General features: G+C 60.2%; 12 protein-coding genes. 5 read left to right on the forward strand and 7 right to left on the reverse strand.

Annotation, left to right across the window (positions count from 1 at the left end; genetic code table 11):
- The first annotated feature begins 287 nt into the window (after nt 1-287).
- The 5 genes from J3R75_RS02795 (at nt 288) to J3R75_RS02815 (ending at nt 7613) form a co-directional block, all read left to right on the forward strand.
- Nucleotides 288-1634: a TolC family protein gene (locus tag J3R75_RS02795; RefSeq protein ID WP_307259803.1), complete on the forward strand. Its 1347-nt coding sequence runs from the start codon at nt 288-290 to the stop codon at nt 1632-1634.
- A 42-nt stretch (nt 1635-1676) separates the two neighbouring features.
- Nucleotides 1677-2489, forward strand: a complete 813-nt coding sequence (locus J3R75_RS02800) for a hypothetical protein (RefSeq protein WP_307259804.1) — start codon at nt 1677-1679, stop codon at nt 2487-2489.
- Between the two features lie 66 nt (nt 2490-2555).
- Complete coding sequence (locus tag J3R75_RS02805; protein ID WP_307259805.1) at nt 2556-3665, forward strand: HlyD family secretion protein; 1110 nt, start codon at nt 2556-2558, stop codon at nt 3663-3665.
- A gap of 114 nt (nt 3666-3779) precedes the next feature.
- Entirely contained in the window at nt 3780-5573 is a 1794-nt protein-coding gene (locus J3R75_RS02810) for an ABC transporter ATP-binding protein (protein ID WP_307259806.1), read from the forward strand.
- A gap of 21 nt (nt 5574-5594) precedes the next feature.
- On the forward strand, nt 5595-7613 hold the full coding sequence (locus tag J3R75_RS02815; RefSeq protein WP_307259807.1) for an ABC transporter ATP-binding protein: 2019 nt from the start codon (nt 5595-5597) through the stop codon (nt 7611-7613).
- A gap of 621 nt (nt 7614-8234) precedes the next feature.
- Here the strand turns inward: J3R75_RS02815 and J3R75_RS02820 are convergent.
- The 7 genes from J3R75_RS02820 to rpsI form a co-directional block, all read right to left on the reverse strand.
- A complete protein-coding gene (locus tag J3R75_RS02820; protein ID WP_307259808.1) occupies nt 8235-9071 on the reverse strand; it encodes an MBL fold metallo-hydrolase in 837 nt (278 codons plus the stop codon).
- Nucleotides 9072-9185: 114 nt separating this feature from the next.
- Nucleotides 9186-10475 carry a signal peptidase I gene (gene lepB / locus J3R75_RS02825; RefSeq protein ID WP_307259809.1) on the reverse strand — a complete coding sequence of 430 codons (1290 nt, stop codon included), beginning with the start codon at nt 10473-10475 and terminating at the stop codon, nt 9186-9188.
- 17 nt (nt 10476-10492) lie between these two features.
- A complete protein-coding gene (lepA, locus tag J3R75_RS02830) occupies nt 10493-12307 on the reverse strand; it encodes a translation elongation factor 4 (protein WP_307259810.1) in 1815 nt (604 codons plus the stop codon).
- A 54-nt stretch (nt 12308-12361) separates the two neighbouring features.
- The gene (locus tag J3R75_RS02835; RefSeq protein ID WP_307259811.1) at nt 12362-13459 is read right to left on the reverse strand and encodes an LptF/LptG family permease; all 1098 of its coding nucleotides are present in this window, start codon (nt 13457-13459) and stop codon (nt 12362-12364) included.
- A gap of 103 nt (nt 13460-13562) precedes the next feature.
- Nucleotides 13563-15929, reverse strand: coding sequence for an outer membrane protein assembly factor BamA (bamA, locus tag J3R75_RS02840; RefSeq protein WP_307259812.1), 2367 nt, complete (start codon nt 15927-15929; stop codon nt 13563-13565).
- A 131-nt stretch (nt 15930-16060) separates the two neighbouring features.
- Nucleotides 16061-17089 (reverse strand): N-acetyl-gamma-glutamyl-phosphate reductase, encoded by a 1029-nt coding sequence (gene argC, locus J3R75_RS02845; protein WP_307259813.1) that lies wholly within the window; start codon nt 17087-17089, stop codon nt 16061-16063.
- A gap of 190 nt (nt 17090-17279) precedes the next feature.
- Nucleotides 17280-17675: a 30S ribosomal protein S9 gene (gene rpsI / locus J3R75_RS02850; protein WP_307259814.1), complete on the reverse strand. Its 396-nt coding sequence runs from the start codon at nt 17673-17675 to the stop codon at nt 17280-17282.
- Nucleotides 17676-17693 lie beyond the last annotated feature (18 nt).

Here is a 17693-nt window from a genome sequence, read left to right on the forward strand (position 1 = left end):
GCCAGCCGAGAAAAAACTACCTGCAGGGCTGTTTATATCGTCGACTGAGCTTATAGTATAGGCTGTTCCACAGGGATTGATTCACCGTGGCAGCGTCGTTCACCACCCCGGACGGCTCGATTGCCCAGCGACTTTGAGCTGCACTATCGTCAACGTCATCATTGGGAGCGGGGCAACTGCCCATATCAGCAATGCTTATGATATCTTCACGCTCTTTTGGGTGTGCTGTGCTGGTGTTTCTGACTTCTCTGATTGCACCGATTCATGCCAATGAATTGGCCGATCTCATGTTGGCGGCACAGGAGAACAACCCCGCTATCCAGGCCGCCCGCTGGCGAGTGGAACAGACCCTGCTCAAACACGAAGAACTGCTGGAGTTCTTTGACCCGGCGCTCTACGGCGCCGTCGGTTATGCCGACCGCAGCCGCTCCATCCCCGGCAGCAGCAACTACAGTGCCCTCACCAACAACAGCCTGGACTTCCAGGCCGGCATTGAAGCGCCCGTCATCCCCGGCGCCTATGTCGCCGCCGGCATCGCCGAACGCTCCCTGCGCGACCCGGCCGGTTTCGATGACCTGTACCAGACCCTCTTCGGCGTGCGCGTGCGCGTGCCTCTCCTGCGCGACCGGGCCTTCCGCACTCTGACCCTCTCCCGCTCGCTGGCGGCCATGGAATACAACATCGCCGTCAGTCGCCTCCTGCGCAGCACCCAGGACCTGCGCCGGGAAATCGAACTGGCCTACATCAGCGCCTACGAGTCCCTGGCCGCCTACCAGGTCACCCGCCAGGCCACTGCGCGCTTCCAGAACCTCTACGAGGAAGCGCAGGAACTCAGCCGCCTCAAAGTCGTCCCGCAGTACCAAACCTTCCAGTCCCAGCTGGAATTGCAAATCGGCCGGGAAGACGAAGAAAAGGCCCGCAACCGTCACGAACTCAATCTCATCACCCTCGCCGGCGCCGTCGGCAACAAAGAAACCATCGCCCTCACCGCCGACCCCGGCGCACTGTTCGAACAGGCCAGCGCCCAGCAGGACCTGCCCCAACTCGAAGAGGCGATCATCCTCCAGCACCGCGGCGACTACCTCGAAATGCTCAACAGCGTCGAATACGCCAAAATCCAGCAAGCCACCGCCAAAGAAGAAACCCGTGACGACCTGTCCCTCAACATGGGCGTCAACTGGCAAGGCGAAAATGAAAACTGGCCCTACGGCAATGACGACATCGTCAGCGACCGCCGCGTCGGTGGCGAAGTCACCCTGGTCTGGAAACGCACCCTGGACTACCGCGGGCCAAAGGCCCGCATGGCCCGCCACCGCGCCCGCATCGAGGAACTCAAGGCCGAAATGGGCAATATCGAAGTCGATATCAACACCGAACTGCAGCACGCCATCCTCAACTACAACACCGCCCGGCAACGCCTGGAGCTGGTCAACCACGGCATCGCCGCCGCCAGAGAAACCGTCGCCGCCGAACAGGAACGCTTCCGCCTCGGCGAAAGCACCAGTAGCAACGTCACCGACGCACAGAAAAATCTCACGTCAATCCTACAGCGGCAAAACACCGCCGCCGCTGACCTCTTGCGCGCCAAAGCGAATTTCTATCACGCCATCGGATACTACCTCGGCAATGAATAACACCACAGACTGGCCCGACACCACGTACGAAAGGGGGACGCCATGCCCATGATGAGCTTTTTCGGTTGGCGTAAAGACGACGAATACGTCGACAAAGATAAAGATAAAAACATCTTCCTGCCCGAAGAGCAGCGCGAGAACCTTGAGCACGACATCGCCATCCTGGATGACGAGGACGGCGCGCACGAGCAGCGGCTGATGAAAGTCGCCGAACGCGAAGTCCAAAGCGCCGCCGAAGACTCCCTCAAAAAACTCCAGGTCGTCAAGATGGGCCGCTGCCCCGTCTGCGGCGAACACCTCAGCCAGCACCTCTCCGCCAATATCTGCGAAGCCTGCGGCTGGCATAAGTACGACATTCCCAAGCAGGGCGGCATCAAAGTCCACCTGCGCAACAACGAGGGACTCGTCGAAGGCGAACGCGCCTACGTGCTCAACAACGGCGACTGCCTGGTCATCAGCAAGGACGTCGTCACTGCCAAAATTCCCGCCAGCGCTTACGCGTGGGTCGAATACGCCTGGACGGACGACGAGGTCAGCCAGCGCAGCAAAGCCGTCACCGAAATGCTGCAGATTTCCTGCGGCTGGTGCGGCGGCAAATGCGACACCAAAAAGGACGGCTTCCACCTGGTCCACGTCGCTTTTGGCACCACCCAGGAACGCTACTGCTTCTGCTCGGATGACTGCTACGAGGCCTTCCGCAAAATGTACCCGGCGCGCGTCCACCGCAACTGCTACGACCGCAACTGCGCCGACTGCAATCTGTGCACCAAACGCTACGGCGACGAAGCCGAGGGCATGCGCGTGCTCGCCAAAGACTTGCTGCGCGCCCCGAGCCTTACCAAGAAAAAAGAGTAAACCCGGGCCGCTCCCGCCCGCCACCACGGCCTGTCCCGCATTGTCGGCATAACCAAGGACCACATCATGGGTGACTTGAGAACCACCATCGGCGAAAACATTCCCCTACCCAGGCGAGACGCCCGCCGCCGCCGCATCCTCTACGCGGTTCTGGCGCTAGGCGTCATCGGCGGCATCATCTACATCGGCGCGATCATCAAGATCGACCGCTACACCCTCGCCGCCGGCTACGTGCAGACCGACGAATATGCCGAAGTGCGCCCGCCTGTCACCGGTACCGTCAGCAAAATCTTCGTCTTCAGCGGCGACAAGGTCAAGGCCGGCGACTTGCTCGTCCAGCTCAATGCCGAGGAAGAAGAGGCGACCCTCGCCGAAACCCGCTCACGTCTCTCGCGCCTGCAGGTCAACCTCGAACGCCGCAAAGCCGAAATGGACATCGACCTCGAACGCCGCAGCGTCGATCTCGATGAGCAGAAGCGCGACCACGCCAACAATCTAGCCGTCGCCGAACTGCAGCTGCGCAACGCCCAGACTAAACTCGCACTCACCCAGGAGCTCGTGGACAAGGGCCTCAAGGCCGCCAACAACCTCGAAGATGACAAACTCAAGGAACAGCTCGCCCGCGTCAATCTCACCGCCTTCCAGCAGAAGTCCTTCACGGTCTACGAAGAACTGCTCAAACGCGACCGCCAAAAATACAACCGCGAGCTGGCCGCCCTCGACGAAGAGATCAACGCCATGGAAGACGCCGTGCGCCGCGCCGAAGCGCGCCTGCGCACCCGACAGGTCCGCGCGCCGATCGACGGCGTGGTTGTGCGCTATGAATTCGTGGTCGGCGAGCTGCTGCAGCCGGCGACCGTCATCTACGAAATCTTCGGTGGCGACACCAACACCCTCAAGCTGCGCATCAACGAACGCTATTCGACCAAGGTGGCCGTCGGCCAGAAGTACAAAGCCCGCCTCAATTCCTTCCGCAGCCTCAACCGGGTGTACTTCCACGGCACAGTCCAGTACATGCGCAGCGTCATCCAGGCTGAAGGCGAAGCGACGTACCGCGTCATCTACTGCAGCTTCGACCCCGGCGACCGCCTCATTCCCCCCGGCGCGACCGCCGAAGCGCGCATCTACTACGGCCAGTCGTGCCTGTGGTTCTACTTGTTCAACATCGACCTCTAACAGCGGCGCGGCCTATGCGCGCCGCAGCACCACGCCAGTCCTGCGGCAGCCCCGCGGCACCGGCGCCGGCGTCTTTCCCCTCAGCATCAAGGCACCGTCCCTCCAGCACCGACCATGGCCGACGCAACCGCAAAAAAACCGGATGAGAACAAGCGCAGACTGGGCAACATCAGCAAGATTCTGGTGTTCATGGAGCCCTACTACCTGCAGCTCTATGCGCTGTTTGGGCTGACGGTCATCCTGTCGATTCTGGCCATGGCACCGCCGTTGGTCACCCGCGCGCTGGTCGACCGCGTCCTCACCAACGGCGAAACCGAACTGTTCTTCGGCCTCGGCCTGCTGATGATCCTGCTGCCCTTTGTCAGCTCCCTCTGCGGCTACATCCAGTCGCTGAGCATCGCCTACCTCGGCCAGCGTTTCGTCTTCGACATCCGCAGCGCCCTCTACAAGCACTTCCTGAGCCTGTCGCTGCGTTTCTTCAGCAAGAACAGCGTCGGCAAGCTCGTGTACCGCCTGATGGGCGACAGCGGCACCGTCCAGCAGATGCTCACCGGCCAGAGCGTCGGCATCATTTCGGACTTGGTCTGCTCATCCTTCGCCATCATTGCGACCTTCACCATCAACTGGCGCCTCGCGGTATTGCTGGCGCTCGTCCTGGTCGTCTTTGTCCTTAATTACAACTACACCATCCGGCCCATCATCGTCGCCAGCCGCGCGGCCCGGTCGGCCTACGACCGCCTCTCCGGCGGCGTGCAAAACCGCCTGGTCGCCAACATGGCGGTGAAGACTTTTGGGGCGGAAAGCCGCGAGCACACGGTCTTCCACGAACAGTCCCAGCTGGCCCTGCAGTTCTCGAAGGAACAGGGCATCGCCGGCAATACCTTCTCCATGAACGTCAACCTCATCCAGGCACTGGGGCGCTCCCTCATCTTCTTCCTGGGCTGTGGCATGATCCTGCAAGGCGAACTCACCTACGGCGACGTCACCGCCTTCACCGCCTACGCCATGCAGCTGCTCGGACCCGCCGTGCGCTTCTCGCAGCTTATCAACCAGCTCCAGCAGGTCGCCATCGCCACCGAACGTCTCTTCGAAATCTTCGACGAACTGCCCGAAGTCGTCAACGACCCCAATCCCATCCCCATCCCGAAAATGCGCGGCCAGGTCGATTTCAATGACGTCCACTTCCACTACGAAGAAGGCAAGCCGGTCCTGCGCGGCATCACCATCCACGTCAAGCCCGGCGACACCATCGCCCTCATCGGCCCCACCGGCTGCGGCAAAAGCACCATCCTCAATCTCCTCCTGCGCTTCTATGACATCACCGGCGGCGAGCTGCTCATCGACGGCCATGACATCAAACGCCTGGACCTCCACCAGCTCCGCAAGCAATTCGGCATCGTCCTCCAGGAATCGCTGCTCTTCGGCATCAGCATCCGCGAAAACATTCGCTACAGCCGCCCCAGCGCCACCAACGAAGACATCTACAATGCGGCCAAAACCGCCGAAATTCACGACTTCATCATGACGCTCAAGGAAGGCTACGATACCCTCGTCGGCGACTACGGCATTGAGCTGTCCGTTGGCCAGAAACAGCGCATCAACATCGCCCGGGCCATCTGCGCCGACCCGGCCATCCTGATCATGGACGAGGCGACCAGCTCGCTGGACAGCGACTCCGAACAGGCCATCCAGCGCGCGATGGCCAAGGTCCTCGAGGGCCGTACCAGCTTCGTCGTCGCCCACCGCCTAAGCACCATCAAGAACTCCAATCTGATCATCCTGCTTGACAAAGGCGTCATCCAGGAACAGGGCACCCACGAAGAACTCATGGCCGTTCCCAACGGCCGCTACCACGACCTATACACCAAGCACATGGGCAAGGGCGTCATCGAAGAAGAACACACCTAGTTCACCCCCAAAAAACACGCCATGGGATTTTTCAGCAAAGTCAAAGAGCATCACCGCAACTACCTGTTCCGGCCTCCTAAGCCGGAACGGTCGCGCGCTGGCGCCAGCGACTGGCCTCTCTACTGGCGTTTCATCCGCGAATACGCCTGGCCCAAACGCTGGTCGCTCATGATCTGCGTGGCCATGGTCGCCATCAATTCCACCTCCGTGTACCTCATGTCTTTCTACTCACGGATCGTGGTCGACAATATCCTCGTCATCAAAACCGCCAACACCAGCCAGGCCCCCGTCGAACGGCGCATCTGGGAACCCGACCGAAATAAATTCACCGTCCAGCGGCCCACTGTCGGCATGGGCAAAAAAATGGACCAGGGCATCATCGCCAGCCACCGCCCCCCCGGCGCCGGCCGCCGGCTCTTCAACATCGCCCTGGCCTACATGCTCACCCAGATCACCCTAAACTACCTGGCGCGCTTCTCCACCCGCCAGCAAATCATCGTCTCGCAGGGCATCACTGAAAAACTCCGCGAGGACATGCACCGCAAGGTCCTCGATCTGTCCATGTCCTACCATCAGACCATGAGCCCTGGCCGCCTGCTGTCGCGTATCCTCTCCGATGTGGACTCCGTCCGCGGCGAGATGATGGGCTTCTTCATGAGCGCGACCCACTGCGTGGCCATGATCACGGTGGGCACCACGGTATTGCTTTACGAGGACTGGCGCATGTGCTTGATCGCCGTGGCCATCACGCCTATCTACGCGTGGATGTACCGGCGCAAACGGCCGATCATCCGCCACCTCAACCAGGAACAGCGCCACACCAACTCCTGTCTCTATGGCCTGGTCTCCCAGAAGATCGACGGCATGAAGGCCATTCAGGCCTACGCCCGCGAAAAAGGCGAAGTGCTCAATTTCCACCGCATCTCGGCCTGTTTCATGCGCGACGCGCTGCTCACCCAGCGCATCAGCGCCGCCCTCGGCCGCGAAGCCGGCATCCTCACCAGCCTCAGCAGCTGCGCCATCTTCCTCTACGGCGGCAAGTTGGTCCTCGACGGCGAGATGTCCCTCGGCCGCATGATGTTCCTCCACTCAACGACCATGACCCTCTTCCAGCCCGTGCTCGAATTCACCCAGCTCAGCTTCGTTCTCCAACGCCTGCGCATCGCCCTCCTCCGCGTCACCGGCGTGCTGGACCGCCCGCTCGAAATCGCCGACGCGCCCGATGCCGTGCCCTTCCCCACCCCCCTGCGCAAAGGCGTCGAAGTCCACAACGTCAGCTTCGCCTACCCCGCCCCCAGCAGCGAAAAAGAAACCGAAGACGACGCAGTTACCATCGAGGACAGCGCGGCCAAGGACCTGACTGACCGCGTCATCAAGGACGTGTCCTTCTTCGTCCCCGCCGGCACCTGGCTCTGCATCATGGGCCCCAGCGGCAGCGGCAAAACCACCCTCCTCCACCTGCTGTCCAGGCTCTACGAACCAAGCTACGGCGAAGTCCTCGTCGATGGCGTCAATCTCCGCAAGGTCCAGCTGCTGTCCCTCCGCCGCGCCGTCGGCATCGTCCCCCAGGAAGCGCAGATCTTCAGCGGCTCCATGCGCGACAATATCTGCTACGGCCGCCCCAACGCCACCAACGAACAGATCATGGACGCCGCCAAAGCCGCCCAGCTGCACGATTTCATCCTCGAAATGAAAGTCCAGTACGAGACTCTCATCGGCCAAAAGGGCACCAGTCTCTCCGGCGGCCAACGCCAACGCCTCTCGCTTGCCCGCGCGCTTCTCACCAACCCCGAGTTGCTCATCCTCGACGACTGTACCTCCGCCCTCGACGCCAATACCGAGCAGAAAATACAGGAGACCCTCGCCAAAATCCTCGTCGGCAAAACCGCCATCATGGTCTCCATGCGCGTGTCCATGGCCATGCGCTGCCATAAGATCTGCGTCATCGACGAAGGCCGCGTCGCCGAATTCGGCACCCACGACGAATTGCTCAAGCTCAACGGCTTCTACGCCCGCCTCTACCACCAGCAGACCGAATAATTGCCAGGTGCTTCGCTTGCCGCCATATACGGCTCAGCGGCCATGCCGCTACGATCTTCATGTCTCGCGTGAGCAAAACCGAATTGCCGCCTTTGCCTCACGGTAAGCCGTAACGTTCGCGTCTTCTTATCGGTGGCGTGAATTGCCGCGCAGCGGCAAGACATGCCGCCATTCCTCTTCGTATTCTTCGCGCCTTCGCGCCTTCGCGTGAGCAAAAATTGCCATCGCGCCTTTCGGCCGCGTGAATTGCCGCCTTTGCCTCACGGTAAGCCGTAACGTTCGCGTCTTCTTATCGGTGGCGTGAATTGCCGCGCAGCGGCAAGACATGCCGCCATTCCTCTTCGTATTCTTCGCGCCTTCGCGCCTTCGCGTGAGCAAAAATTGCCATCGCGCCTTTCGGCCGCGTGAATTGCCGCCTTTGCCTCACGGTAAGCCGTAACGTTCGCGTCTCCTTATCGGTGGCGTGAATTGCCGCGCAGCGGCAAGACATGCCGCCATTCCTCTTCGTATTCTTCGCGCCTTCGCGTGAGCAAAAATTGCCATCGCCTCTTCGCGTAAAAAAACGCCGTCCCGCATACGATAGACGGGGGCGGCGTTGACTGAAACGGCGTAACGTGGTTTTCAGATGTCGAGGATCATGCCGTCGCAGGCGACAGTAATGCCATGTTTGCCGTAGGTATCGACCATTTCGGCGTGGTTCATGGCGCCGTTATGCGAGAAGTGGTTGGTGACCACGGGCGTATTGGCCTGGATGCAGCCCATATCGCGAAGGCGATCACGGAAGGCCACGGTGGTATTGAGACCGAGGTGGCCATTGCGCAGGTCGGCGCTTTTGAGGGTGCCAGTGCTTTCGATGACGGCGGCGTCAAGTTTGATGTCGGCCAGTGCCTGCCACGACGCATCGGGCAACCAGCCAGTGTCGTTGGCAATGAGGAGGCGTTTGCCGCCACGGCTGATGACGTAGACCAGCGGCTCCAGTCCCGGTGCGTGGTTGGCAGCCAGAGGCAGCAGATCAATATCGCCATCGCTGCTGGGTACGCCGGCCTGGACCACCTTGGGCACCAGCAGGAATCTCTCGAAGTTGTGGTCGGGCCGAACCCCGTGGAAATGGGCGAGAATGCGATCGAAGACCGGCTGCGAGCCGATGATGGTCAGTTGATTGCTGACGTGGCTGAAGTGTGGTGTGAAGCGCCAGTAGAGGTCCACGGGGTTGAGGTGGTCTTCGTGGGGGTGGGTAAAGATGATGCGGCGCAAGTTGACCAAGTCGATATTGAATTGCGTCACCTGCCAGAAGGCATCGGGGCCGAAGTCCACCATGGTGTCGGCGTCGATCAGATAGCTGCAACGGCGACGAATCTCTTTCCCGCCACGGGCTTTCGCGGTGGCACAGGTCTGGCAATCGCACCACAATGCCGGTATGGCCTCTGCGGCGGCCGTACCCAAAAACTGCAAACGCATCTTCCACCTGCTTTCGTTTGAATACTCTCATCTCGCGTTGTATCGATCAACGGCGGCAGAAATTGCCGGAAAATGCCCCGCCAGCCACTACATCAATGCCGCGCCCCCAGTTCATCAACCTTCGCGCGCTGGACGATTGGGCGGCGTGTCAACGGGCAGCGGTTCGACGCGGTCAACCCAGCCCCAACGGCGGGAGAAGGGCCACCAGACAATGGCGGCGGTGCCAATGAGGTTCTTGCGGGGCACGAAGCCCCAGTAGCGACTGTCCTTGCTGTTCTCGCTGTTGTCGCCGAGCATGAAATAATGACCACGGGGGATTACAACACTATCGCGGTTATGGCGCAAGAATTGACTGCCGGGCATGTGCGCGTAGCCGCGGTAGCCGCCCTGGCAGCTGTGGATGCGTTCGAAACCGGGATCGTCCGACGCGTCCAGCAGGCGGAAATCGGCATCGCCGGGCGCCTTCACGTAGAGCTTATGGTTGACGATGCGGAGTTCGTCGCCAGGCAGACCCACCAGGCGTTTGATGTAGAAACGACCGCCGAAGCCCTGCCCGTCGGGATCAACCAGATTGTCGGTCACGAAGACCATCACGTCGCCGCGCCGGGGTTCGCGGAAACAGAGACTCGTGCGGTTGACGAAGAGGTGATCGCCCAGGGACAAATAACCGCAGAGCAGCCGCTCGCCCTTCTCGAAGACGCTGCTGCGCTGCTGGCCGCTGTATTCCTCAATGATCGTCTTGAGGACGGTATTTGGGTCGCCCGGCAATTCGTACATGCGATCACCGACCCACAGATTGGTCTCGGGAAAAAATGGCCACGACGATCCCGTGGGCAGGAAGCGTTCAAGATTGATTTCGCCGGTCTCGGCGACTTCCAGGAACATGTTGCGACGGGTATAATTCAGGTAGTTGAAGAAACGCACCGGAAAAGCCGTCGCGGGCGGCTCGGCAGTTGGCTCGAAGTGAATGCCGAAGAGGGTCGGCTGCATGCTCCCGGTGGGAATCTTGAAGGGCTGCAAAAAGAGCGCGCGAACGCCGAAGGCCAGACTCAGCGCCACCACAACCACTTCCAGATTCTCGCGCAGCCAGCCCAGCGGCAGCGGCGCCGGCAGGGCCACGCCGGGCTTGCCGGCCTCGTAGCGGGCAAGGGCGACTTCCTGCGCGGCCTTGTCGCCACTACGGCGCAGCGCGGACAGCTCGTCGAGCAGCGTCTGGTAGGCCTTGATCTCCGACGCCTTGAACAAATCGCGGCGACGACGCAACTGCTGGCGGTAGTAGCGCTCGAAATCCTTCAAGCGACCGCGCCGACGCAACGACGGCGGCGACAGCCAGCGCACAATGGTGTTGCCGAACAGAAAATAGAGAATGGCAAGATCAAACAGAACGATGATGTAAACTGGCATGGCCGGCTCTTTTCCTCTCAGCCTTTGTCGTCACTGGCTCGTAATACGGCGACGAAGGCCTCCGGCGGAATATTGACATTGCCGACTTCCTTCATGCGTTTCTTGCCCTCTTTCTGCTTGTCCAGCAGCTTGCGTTTGCGGGTGATGTCACCACCGTAGCATTTTGCCAAGACGTTCTTGCGCAGCTGCCGCACGTCTTCGCGGGCGATGATGCGACCGCCGACGGCGCCTTGGATGGCGACCTTGAACATCTGCGGGGGAATGGCCTCACGCAGGCGTTCGCAGATCATGCGGGCCCGGTACACGGCACGGTCGGCGTGAACAATGGACGCAAAGGCGTCCACCGGCTCGCTGTTGACCAGGATTTCAAGCTTGACGGTCGGGCTGGTCTCGTAACCATCGGGCTCGTAGTCCATGCTGCCGTAGCCACGGGTGACAGTCTTGAGCTTGTCGTAGAAATCGAGCACGATTTCATGCAGCGGCAGACGCGCGGTGATCATGACGTGGATGTGATCGACATTGTCGGTCTTGAGACAGATGCCACGCTTGTCCATCACCAGGTTCATGATGGCGCCAAGATAGGTCGCCGGAGCAATGATCTGTGATTTGATCATCGGCTCTTCGACGTGGCTGATGTGGCTGGGGTCGGGCATATGCAGGGGGTTGTCCACTTCCTTCATGCTGCCGTCGCGCATGAACACGTGGTAGATGACGCTGGGATAGGTCAGCAGCAACTCCATGTTGTATTCGCGGCGCAGGCGCTCCTGGACGATTTCCATGTGCAGCAGGCCCAGAAAACCGCAGCGGAAGCCCGCGCCCAAGGCGATGGAGCTCTCCGGCTGGGCCACGAAGGCCGAGTCATTCAGGCGCAGCTTGGCGATATTGGCCTTCAGCGCCTCGTAGTCGGCGGTGTCGATCGGGTAAATGCCGCTGAAAACCATCGGCCGTACGTGCTGGAAACCCGCCAGCGGCTGCTTGCAGGCCCGCAGATAGCCCGTAATGGTATCGCCGACATGAATGTCGCCCGGCGTCTTGATCGTCGTGATGATGTAGCCGACTTCCCCCTGCAGCAGCGACGCCGACGGCTTCATGCCGGGGCTGAAATAGCCCACTTCCTTGACCTCGGTGGTCAGGTCCGTATTGAAAAAGCGGATGGACTCGCCGACTTTGACGCTACCATTGACCACCCGTACAAAAGACACCACGCCGCGATAGACGTCGTACACCGAGTCAAAAACCAGCGCCTGCAAGGGCTGCGCCGGATCGGTTTCCGGCGGCGGCACGCGGGCGACCACGGCCTCCAGCAGTTCCTTCACCCCCATACCGCTCTTGGCCGACACTTTGAGGACTTCGTCCCGCGGGATGGCCAAGAGCTCTTCGACCTGTTCCAAGCACATATCGACGTCGGCCGCCGGGAGGTCGATCTTGTTGATCACCGGGATGATGGTGAGTTTCTGATGCAAGGCCAGGTTGGCGTTGGCCAGCGTCTGCGCTTGCACGCCCTGCGCGGCGTCAATCAGCAGAATCGCGCCTTCGCAGGCCGCCAGACTGCGGCTGACTTCGTAACTGAAGTCCACGTGCCCGGGAGTGTCAATCAGATTGAAGACATACGTGCGCCCGTCGTCAGCATCGTAGTGCATCCGCACAGGATGGGATTTGATGGTGATGCCGCGCTCGCGCTCAAGGTCCATGGCGTCCAGCACCTGATCATGAAAGGTGCGTTCTTCAATGGTCTTGGTGTGCAGCAGAAAACGGTCGGCAAGGGTCGATTTGCCGTGGTCGATATGGGCAATGATAGAAAAATTGCGGATATTGGTGAGCTTCTCTGGCATGGAGGTCCGTGTGTTCTTTCTTCGGCTGGCGTCGTAATGGCGGCAATGAATGATTTAGTGGCGACTGATGCGCTGGATGACCCACAGGCCGCCCAGCTGATAGATGAAATTCGGCAACCAGATGATGATCTGGGGATGATAACGGCTGTCCGCAAGGGCGTCGGCCAACAGCACAAAGGCGTAGAATCCCAGGGCCAACAACACGCACAGCAGGAGCCCCACCGAAAGCTCAGAGCGCTTGCTGCGAATCCCGAAAGGCAGCCCTAGCAGCAGGAAGGAAAAAGGCGACAGGGCCAGCGACAGGCGCGACTGCAGCGCCAATAGGTGCTCGGTGACATCACGGCCGGCCTCCTGCTCCAGACGGATCTGGCTGACCAGCATGCTGCCATCCATGTACTTGGTTTTTCGCGACAGGCTTTTGCGGTCCTGCGACAGACCGTAGGCCATGGGCAAACGGATGGACTTGGCCGCCAGGAAGCGCCGGGGCGCGTCCGCAGCCGGGGCCAACTGCGAATCCATCACCGTGGCGTCATCCAGTTCGAGATACACCATGCGCTCCTCAGCATGCACCACTACCCGGCCGCGCCGCGCCGTGATGTCCTGGACCTTCTCGCCATCCTTGCCCAGCATGAACATGTGGATGTCGTACAACTCGTCACCATCGCGTCGACCGACCCGGATCGGGCATTGAGGAAAGATGTTGACAAAGCCGCCGGGCTCCAACAGCGCCAGCGGTGAGCTGGCCAAGGCCGACCAGCGCAGCTGCTCGGCGCGATACCGGCAGAGCGGCGTCACCCACAGCGATAGCCAGACACACAGGCCACTCAAGACGAAACTCAGCACGAGCCCCGGCGCGACAATCTGCCACAAGCCAATGCCGTTGGCCTTCATCGCGCAGAGCTCGTTGTCCGCCGACATGCGGCTGAACACCAGCACGGTGGCCACCAGCATGGCCAGCGGCAGGGTGAAGCGCAACATGTCGGGAACCAGATAGAGCAGGTAACGGCAGAGCAGCCAGGGCGACACGCCGCGAGAGATGAGATCAAAGGCGCGGAAGAACTGCCCCGACAGCATGACAAAGGTCAGAATGCCGACGGCCATCAGCATGCTGACTATCATGTTTTTCGCAATGTAGCGGTTCAATATGCGCATAGAATCAACAAGCTCTGTCAAGAAATAGCCGGCGGCCGAGGCAATTCCCTCGCCGCCGGCTCAAGCTACGCGGCCCGGCCATGGTGGCTGCGGCCGTTCAGCGTCAGTAGGTATAACCGATATTGAAATGGAAGCGGCCGCTCTTGCCGTCCAAGTGATCGTAGTCCGTACTCACCGGCACGCCATAGTACAGACTGATGGGCAGCGCCCGGAACTGGATGCCCAAGCCGACACTCATGTTCAGCTTGGAGATGTCGGTGTCAAACTCATCCCACCAGACATTGCCGATGTCCGTAAAGACGCTGAAGAACATGAAGTCCTTGACCGGCATGAGAATCTCGACGGAGCCCAGCAGCATGCTGTTGCCGCCCATGGGGTTTTCGTACTGATCAATGGGGCTGACATCGCGGCGTTTGAAGCCGCGCAGGGAGCCGACGCCGCCAGCAAAATAGCGATCGAAGATCGCCGGGTCGTCGCTGGTCGTTGACGAATATTCTGCGGAGAGCTTCAACACCAGGTCACGGACCAGTGGGCGGTACATGGCGCCGCCGAGGCTAAAGCGGCCATAGGTCTCGTAGCTGCCGAAGGCCTCGGTCACCATTTCGCTCTGCAGGGTCACCAGCGAACCATCGCGGGGGAAGTAAAATGCGTCGCGAGTGTCGCGGCTCAACCGCAGAATCAGGCGATTGGCCCATTCGTCGCCCTCTTCGTCCTGGATGGTGCGGTTGCGGACATAGTCCCAGTCACCAGGCACCAGGTCGTTCGGGTCGAGGTCATCAACGTCAGATATGTCGACATTTTCGATGCGAAAGCCCACGCCCATGCGCCACGACTCAATATGCTCCGTGCCGGGTATGCGGAAGGCCAGCGGCCAGGACAGCATCATGCCGCCACCGACATTGCGCTGGTCGTATTCGTCTTCAAAGCGGTTGCGCAGGAACAGGTCGGTGCCCAGTTCCAGACGCCGGTCGAAGAGCCAGGGCTCGACATGCGAGATGGTGATATTCGACACTTCGGCACCGCCCTGCAGACGCAGGCGGAGGCGCTGACCGGCACCCTTCGGCGGCCAGTTGAAAAGACGCGCAATATCAAAATTCGACTCGGTGAACTCGATAAAGCCAATCACCGAATCCTCGGTGGAGTAGCCCGCACCGAGGGACACATGCCCGGTGGGCTTTTCTGACAATTCAATGCGCAGGTCCTTGAGTTCCGCCATTTCGGTCGCCACCGGCACGATCTCCACCCGTTCGAAGTAGCCGAGGTTGTCCAGGCGGGCTTTGGAGAGGCGGATTTTGCCCAGGTCGCCAAGTTCGTCCGGCTGGATGGCCAGCTCGCGGCGGACAACGCGGTCTTGGGTGATTTCATTGCCGACGATGGCGATGTCGCGGATGCGACTCGGGCTGCCTTCGGTGACGCGGTAAGCAATATCGACCAGTTGTTTTTCACTGTCCTTGGTGTGGACGGGATAGAAGCGCAGGTCCATGTAGCCAAGGCGTTCGTATTCGGCCTTCATGATGTTGAGGTCGGCGGTTTCCTGATTGGCGTCGTGGATCATGCCTGAACGCAGCTTCGTCAACGCCAGCAGCTTTTCTGCGGTAAACAGCTGAGCGCCCTCAATGCTGACGTTGCGAACGGTGTATGGCTTGCCTTCCTGCAACTTGAAGATCAGTACCACCCACTTGTTGCTAGCGTCGTAGCGTTGTTCGACGGCCTCGACGGCGAAGTCCATGTAGCCCTTGGTGCCATAGAGCGTCTTGAGCTGATCCTTGTCCAAAACCAGCTGCTGCTCGTTGTAGTAGTTGCCAAAGCGGAAGATGTAGCGCCACCACTGCCGCTTGGTGACCATGGCTTCCTGCAGTTCAGCGGCGGTAAATACTGTATTACCGACAAACTCCACGCCCTCAAGCTTGCTACGCTGCTCTTCGCGGACCACGTAGGTCACGTCAACGCCAACGCCGCTTTCCGGCTTGCTCTGCAGGGAGGCGACTTCCGTCCCATAATAACCGGCATCGCGGTACTTGCTGAGGATGGCATTGCGGTCTTTGGCCAGCACCGTTTCGTCTACATAGCGGCCGGGTTCGAGGGTGATGAGCTTGCGCAGCTTACTGGTCTTGTAGATGTCGTTGCCCTGGATAACGATGTTGCGGACCAACGGTTTGGGCTTGAGCAGGTAGGACACGTTCACCGCGCCGTCAGCTAGGGGATCGACCTGCGTGCGCACATCCTCAAAGGCGCCGACTTTCACCAGCGCGCGGATGTCATCGCTGAGCATCTGCGGATCGAATTCCGCGCCGACCTTGGTTTTGATCACCTGATAGACCATCTCCTCCAGGGTGCTCTGCACCAACTCCGCAGTAGTGGCCTTGATGCTGATGCTCTTTACCGGCACCGCAATGGCGGCCGTTTCGGCAAGCGCTAGCATAAGACCGACGCAAATCATGCGGTGGAACAACATTCTTGCTTTCTGCATGCTCTTCTCCCGAAAAGGTGTGGATGCTACAAAACAACCAAGTGAGGAAAAATCGTTGGTGTGGCCAAGACTGACAACAGTGGCGTGTAATGTAAATGACCGAGGTCATTATACAATAAACGCCTGGCTAATCAACGCAGGCCGGCCGTCTCGTCCAGACCACACATGATGTTCATGCATTGGATGGCCTGCCCCGACGCGCCCTTGGTGAGATTGTCGATCGCGCTGCTGACCAACAGGCGGCCAGTGCGTTGATCGAAGACGCAGCCGATTTCACACATGTTCGTCATCGTCACATGCTTGGTGTCAGCCAACTCGCCCGCCGCCAGAATCCGCACGAAGGGCTTGCCGTCGTAGGCGGCGTGGAGCGCCGCCAGGGCCTTGTCTGTCGTGCAACCGGTGCGACCGTGGAACAGTATCGTCGAGTGGATACCACGATTCACCGGTATCAGGTGCGGGATGAAATTCATGGTGATTGCCGGCACGCCCGCCGCAACCGCCAGTTCCTGCTCTATTTCCGGCAAATGGCGATGACCCGTCACCGAATAGGGACGGATGCTCTCGTTGCACTCGGGGAAGATGTAGGGCAGATCGACCTTGCGGCCCGCGCCAGACACGCCACTGAGCGATATCGCCTCAACGCCAGTGGTCTCCACCAGACCCGACGCCAACAGCGCTGAGCCAGGCAGGATAATGCTGGTGGGATAACAGCCCGCGCAGGCAACCAGCTCGGCGCCCCGCAGCGCCGAGCCATAGCGTTCTGGCAAGCCGTATACGGCTTTGCTCAACAATTCCGGCGCCGGATGCTCGCTCTTGTAATACTTTGCGTATACCGCCGTGTCCCGCAGCCGGAAGTCCGCACTGATGTCAACCACCTTCACGCCATGCGCCAGCAGGGGCGCGGCAAACTCGGCCGCCAGACCGTGTGGCAACGCCAGAAAGGCAAGGTCCACCAGCTCGGCAAAGCTCGCCACATCCGGCGCCATGAAATTCAGCGGGCATTCACGATAGCGGGGAAAGGCCGTACCCACTGGCTGACCAGCGTATTGCCGCGACGTAATGCAGGTCAACTCAACCGCTGGATGCTGCAACAACAGCCGCAGTAACTCTTCACCGGCGTAGCCCGATGCACCGACAATGCCAACGCGGATCTTCGACATGATTGCGGACCTCTCACTTTCTGAACACTAACCGACTTTGCGTGGCGTCAGTAGCCACGCGGAAACGAGACTGCGGGGCCCACCGACCAGCCAGAGCCCATCGCGCTATCAGCTCCATGAACAAAAAAACCGGAACCGGCGATACACGATCGCCGGATCCGGAGCACAAGAAAACATTAGCCGAAAACAATTAGCGCTTGGAGAACTGGAAGCGCTTGCGGGCTCCGGGTTGGCCGGGCTTTTTACGCTCTTTCTCACGGGAGTCACGGGTAAGCATACCGGCGGCTTTGAGCACGGCACGCAGTTCGGGTTTGTGAATTTCCAGCGCACGGGCAATGCCGTGGCGGACCGCGCCAGCCTGGCCGGCCTGACCACCACCGTCAAGGGTGATGGTCAAATCAAATTCGCTGCCCAGGCCAGTGATCTGGTACGGCTGCGTGGCATAGCCACGAAGAGTCTCAGTCGGAAAATAATCCTCAAACGACCGGCGGTTGATGACGATCTTACCAGTGCCGGGCTTCATATGAACACGGGCACTGGCAGACTTGCGGCGGCCAATGGCATGAATCACTTCGTTCTCTGACATGCTGAAATCCTTTGCTCC

Origin of the sequence: Oligosphaera ethanolica (assembly GCF_030814695.1) — a bacterium.
GTDB lineage: Bacteria > Verrucomicrobiota > Lentisphaeria > Oligosphaerales > Oligosphaeraceae > Oligosphaera > Oligosphaera ethanolica.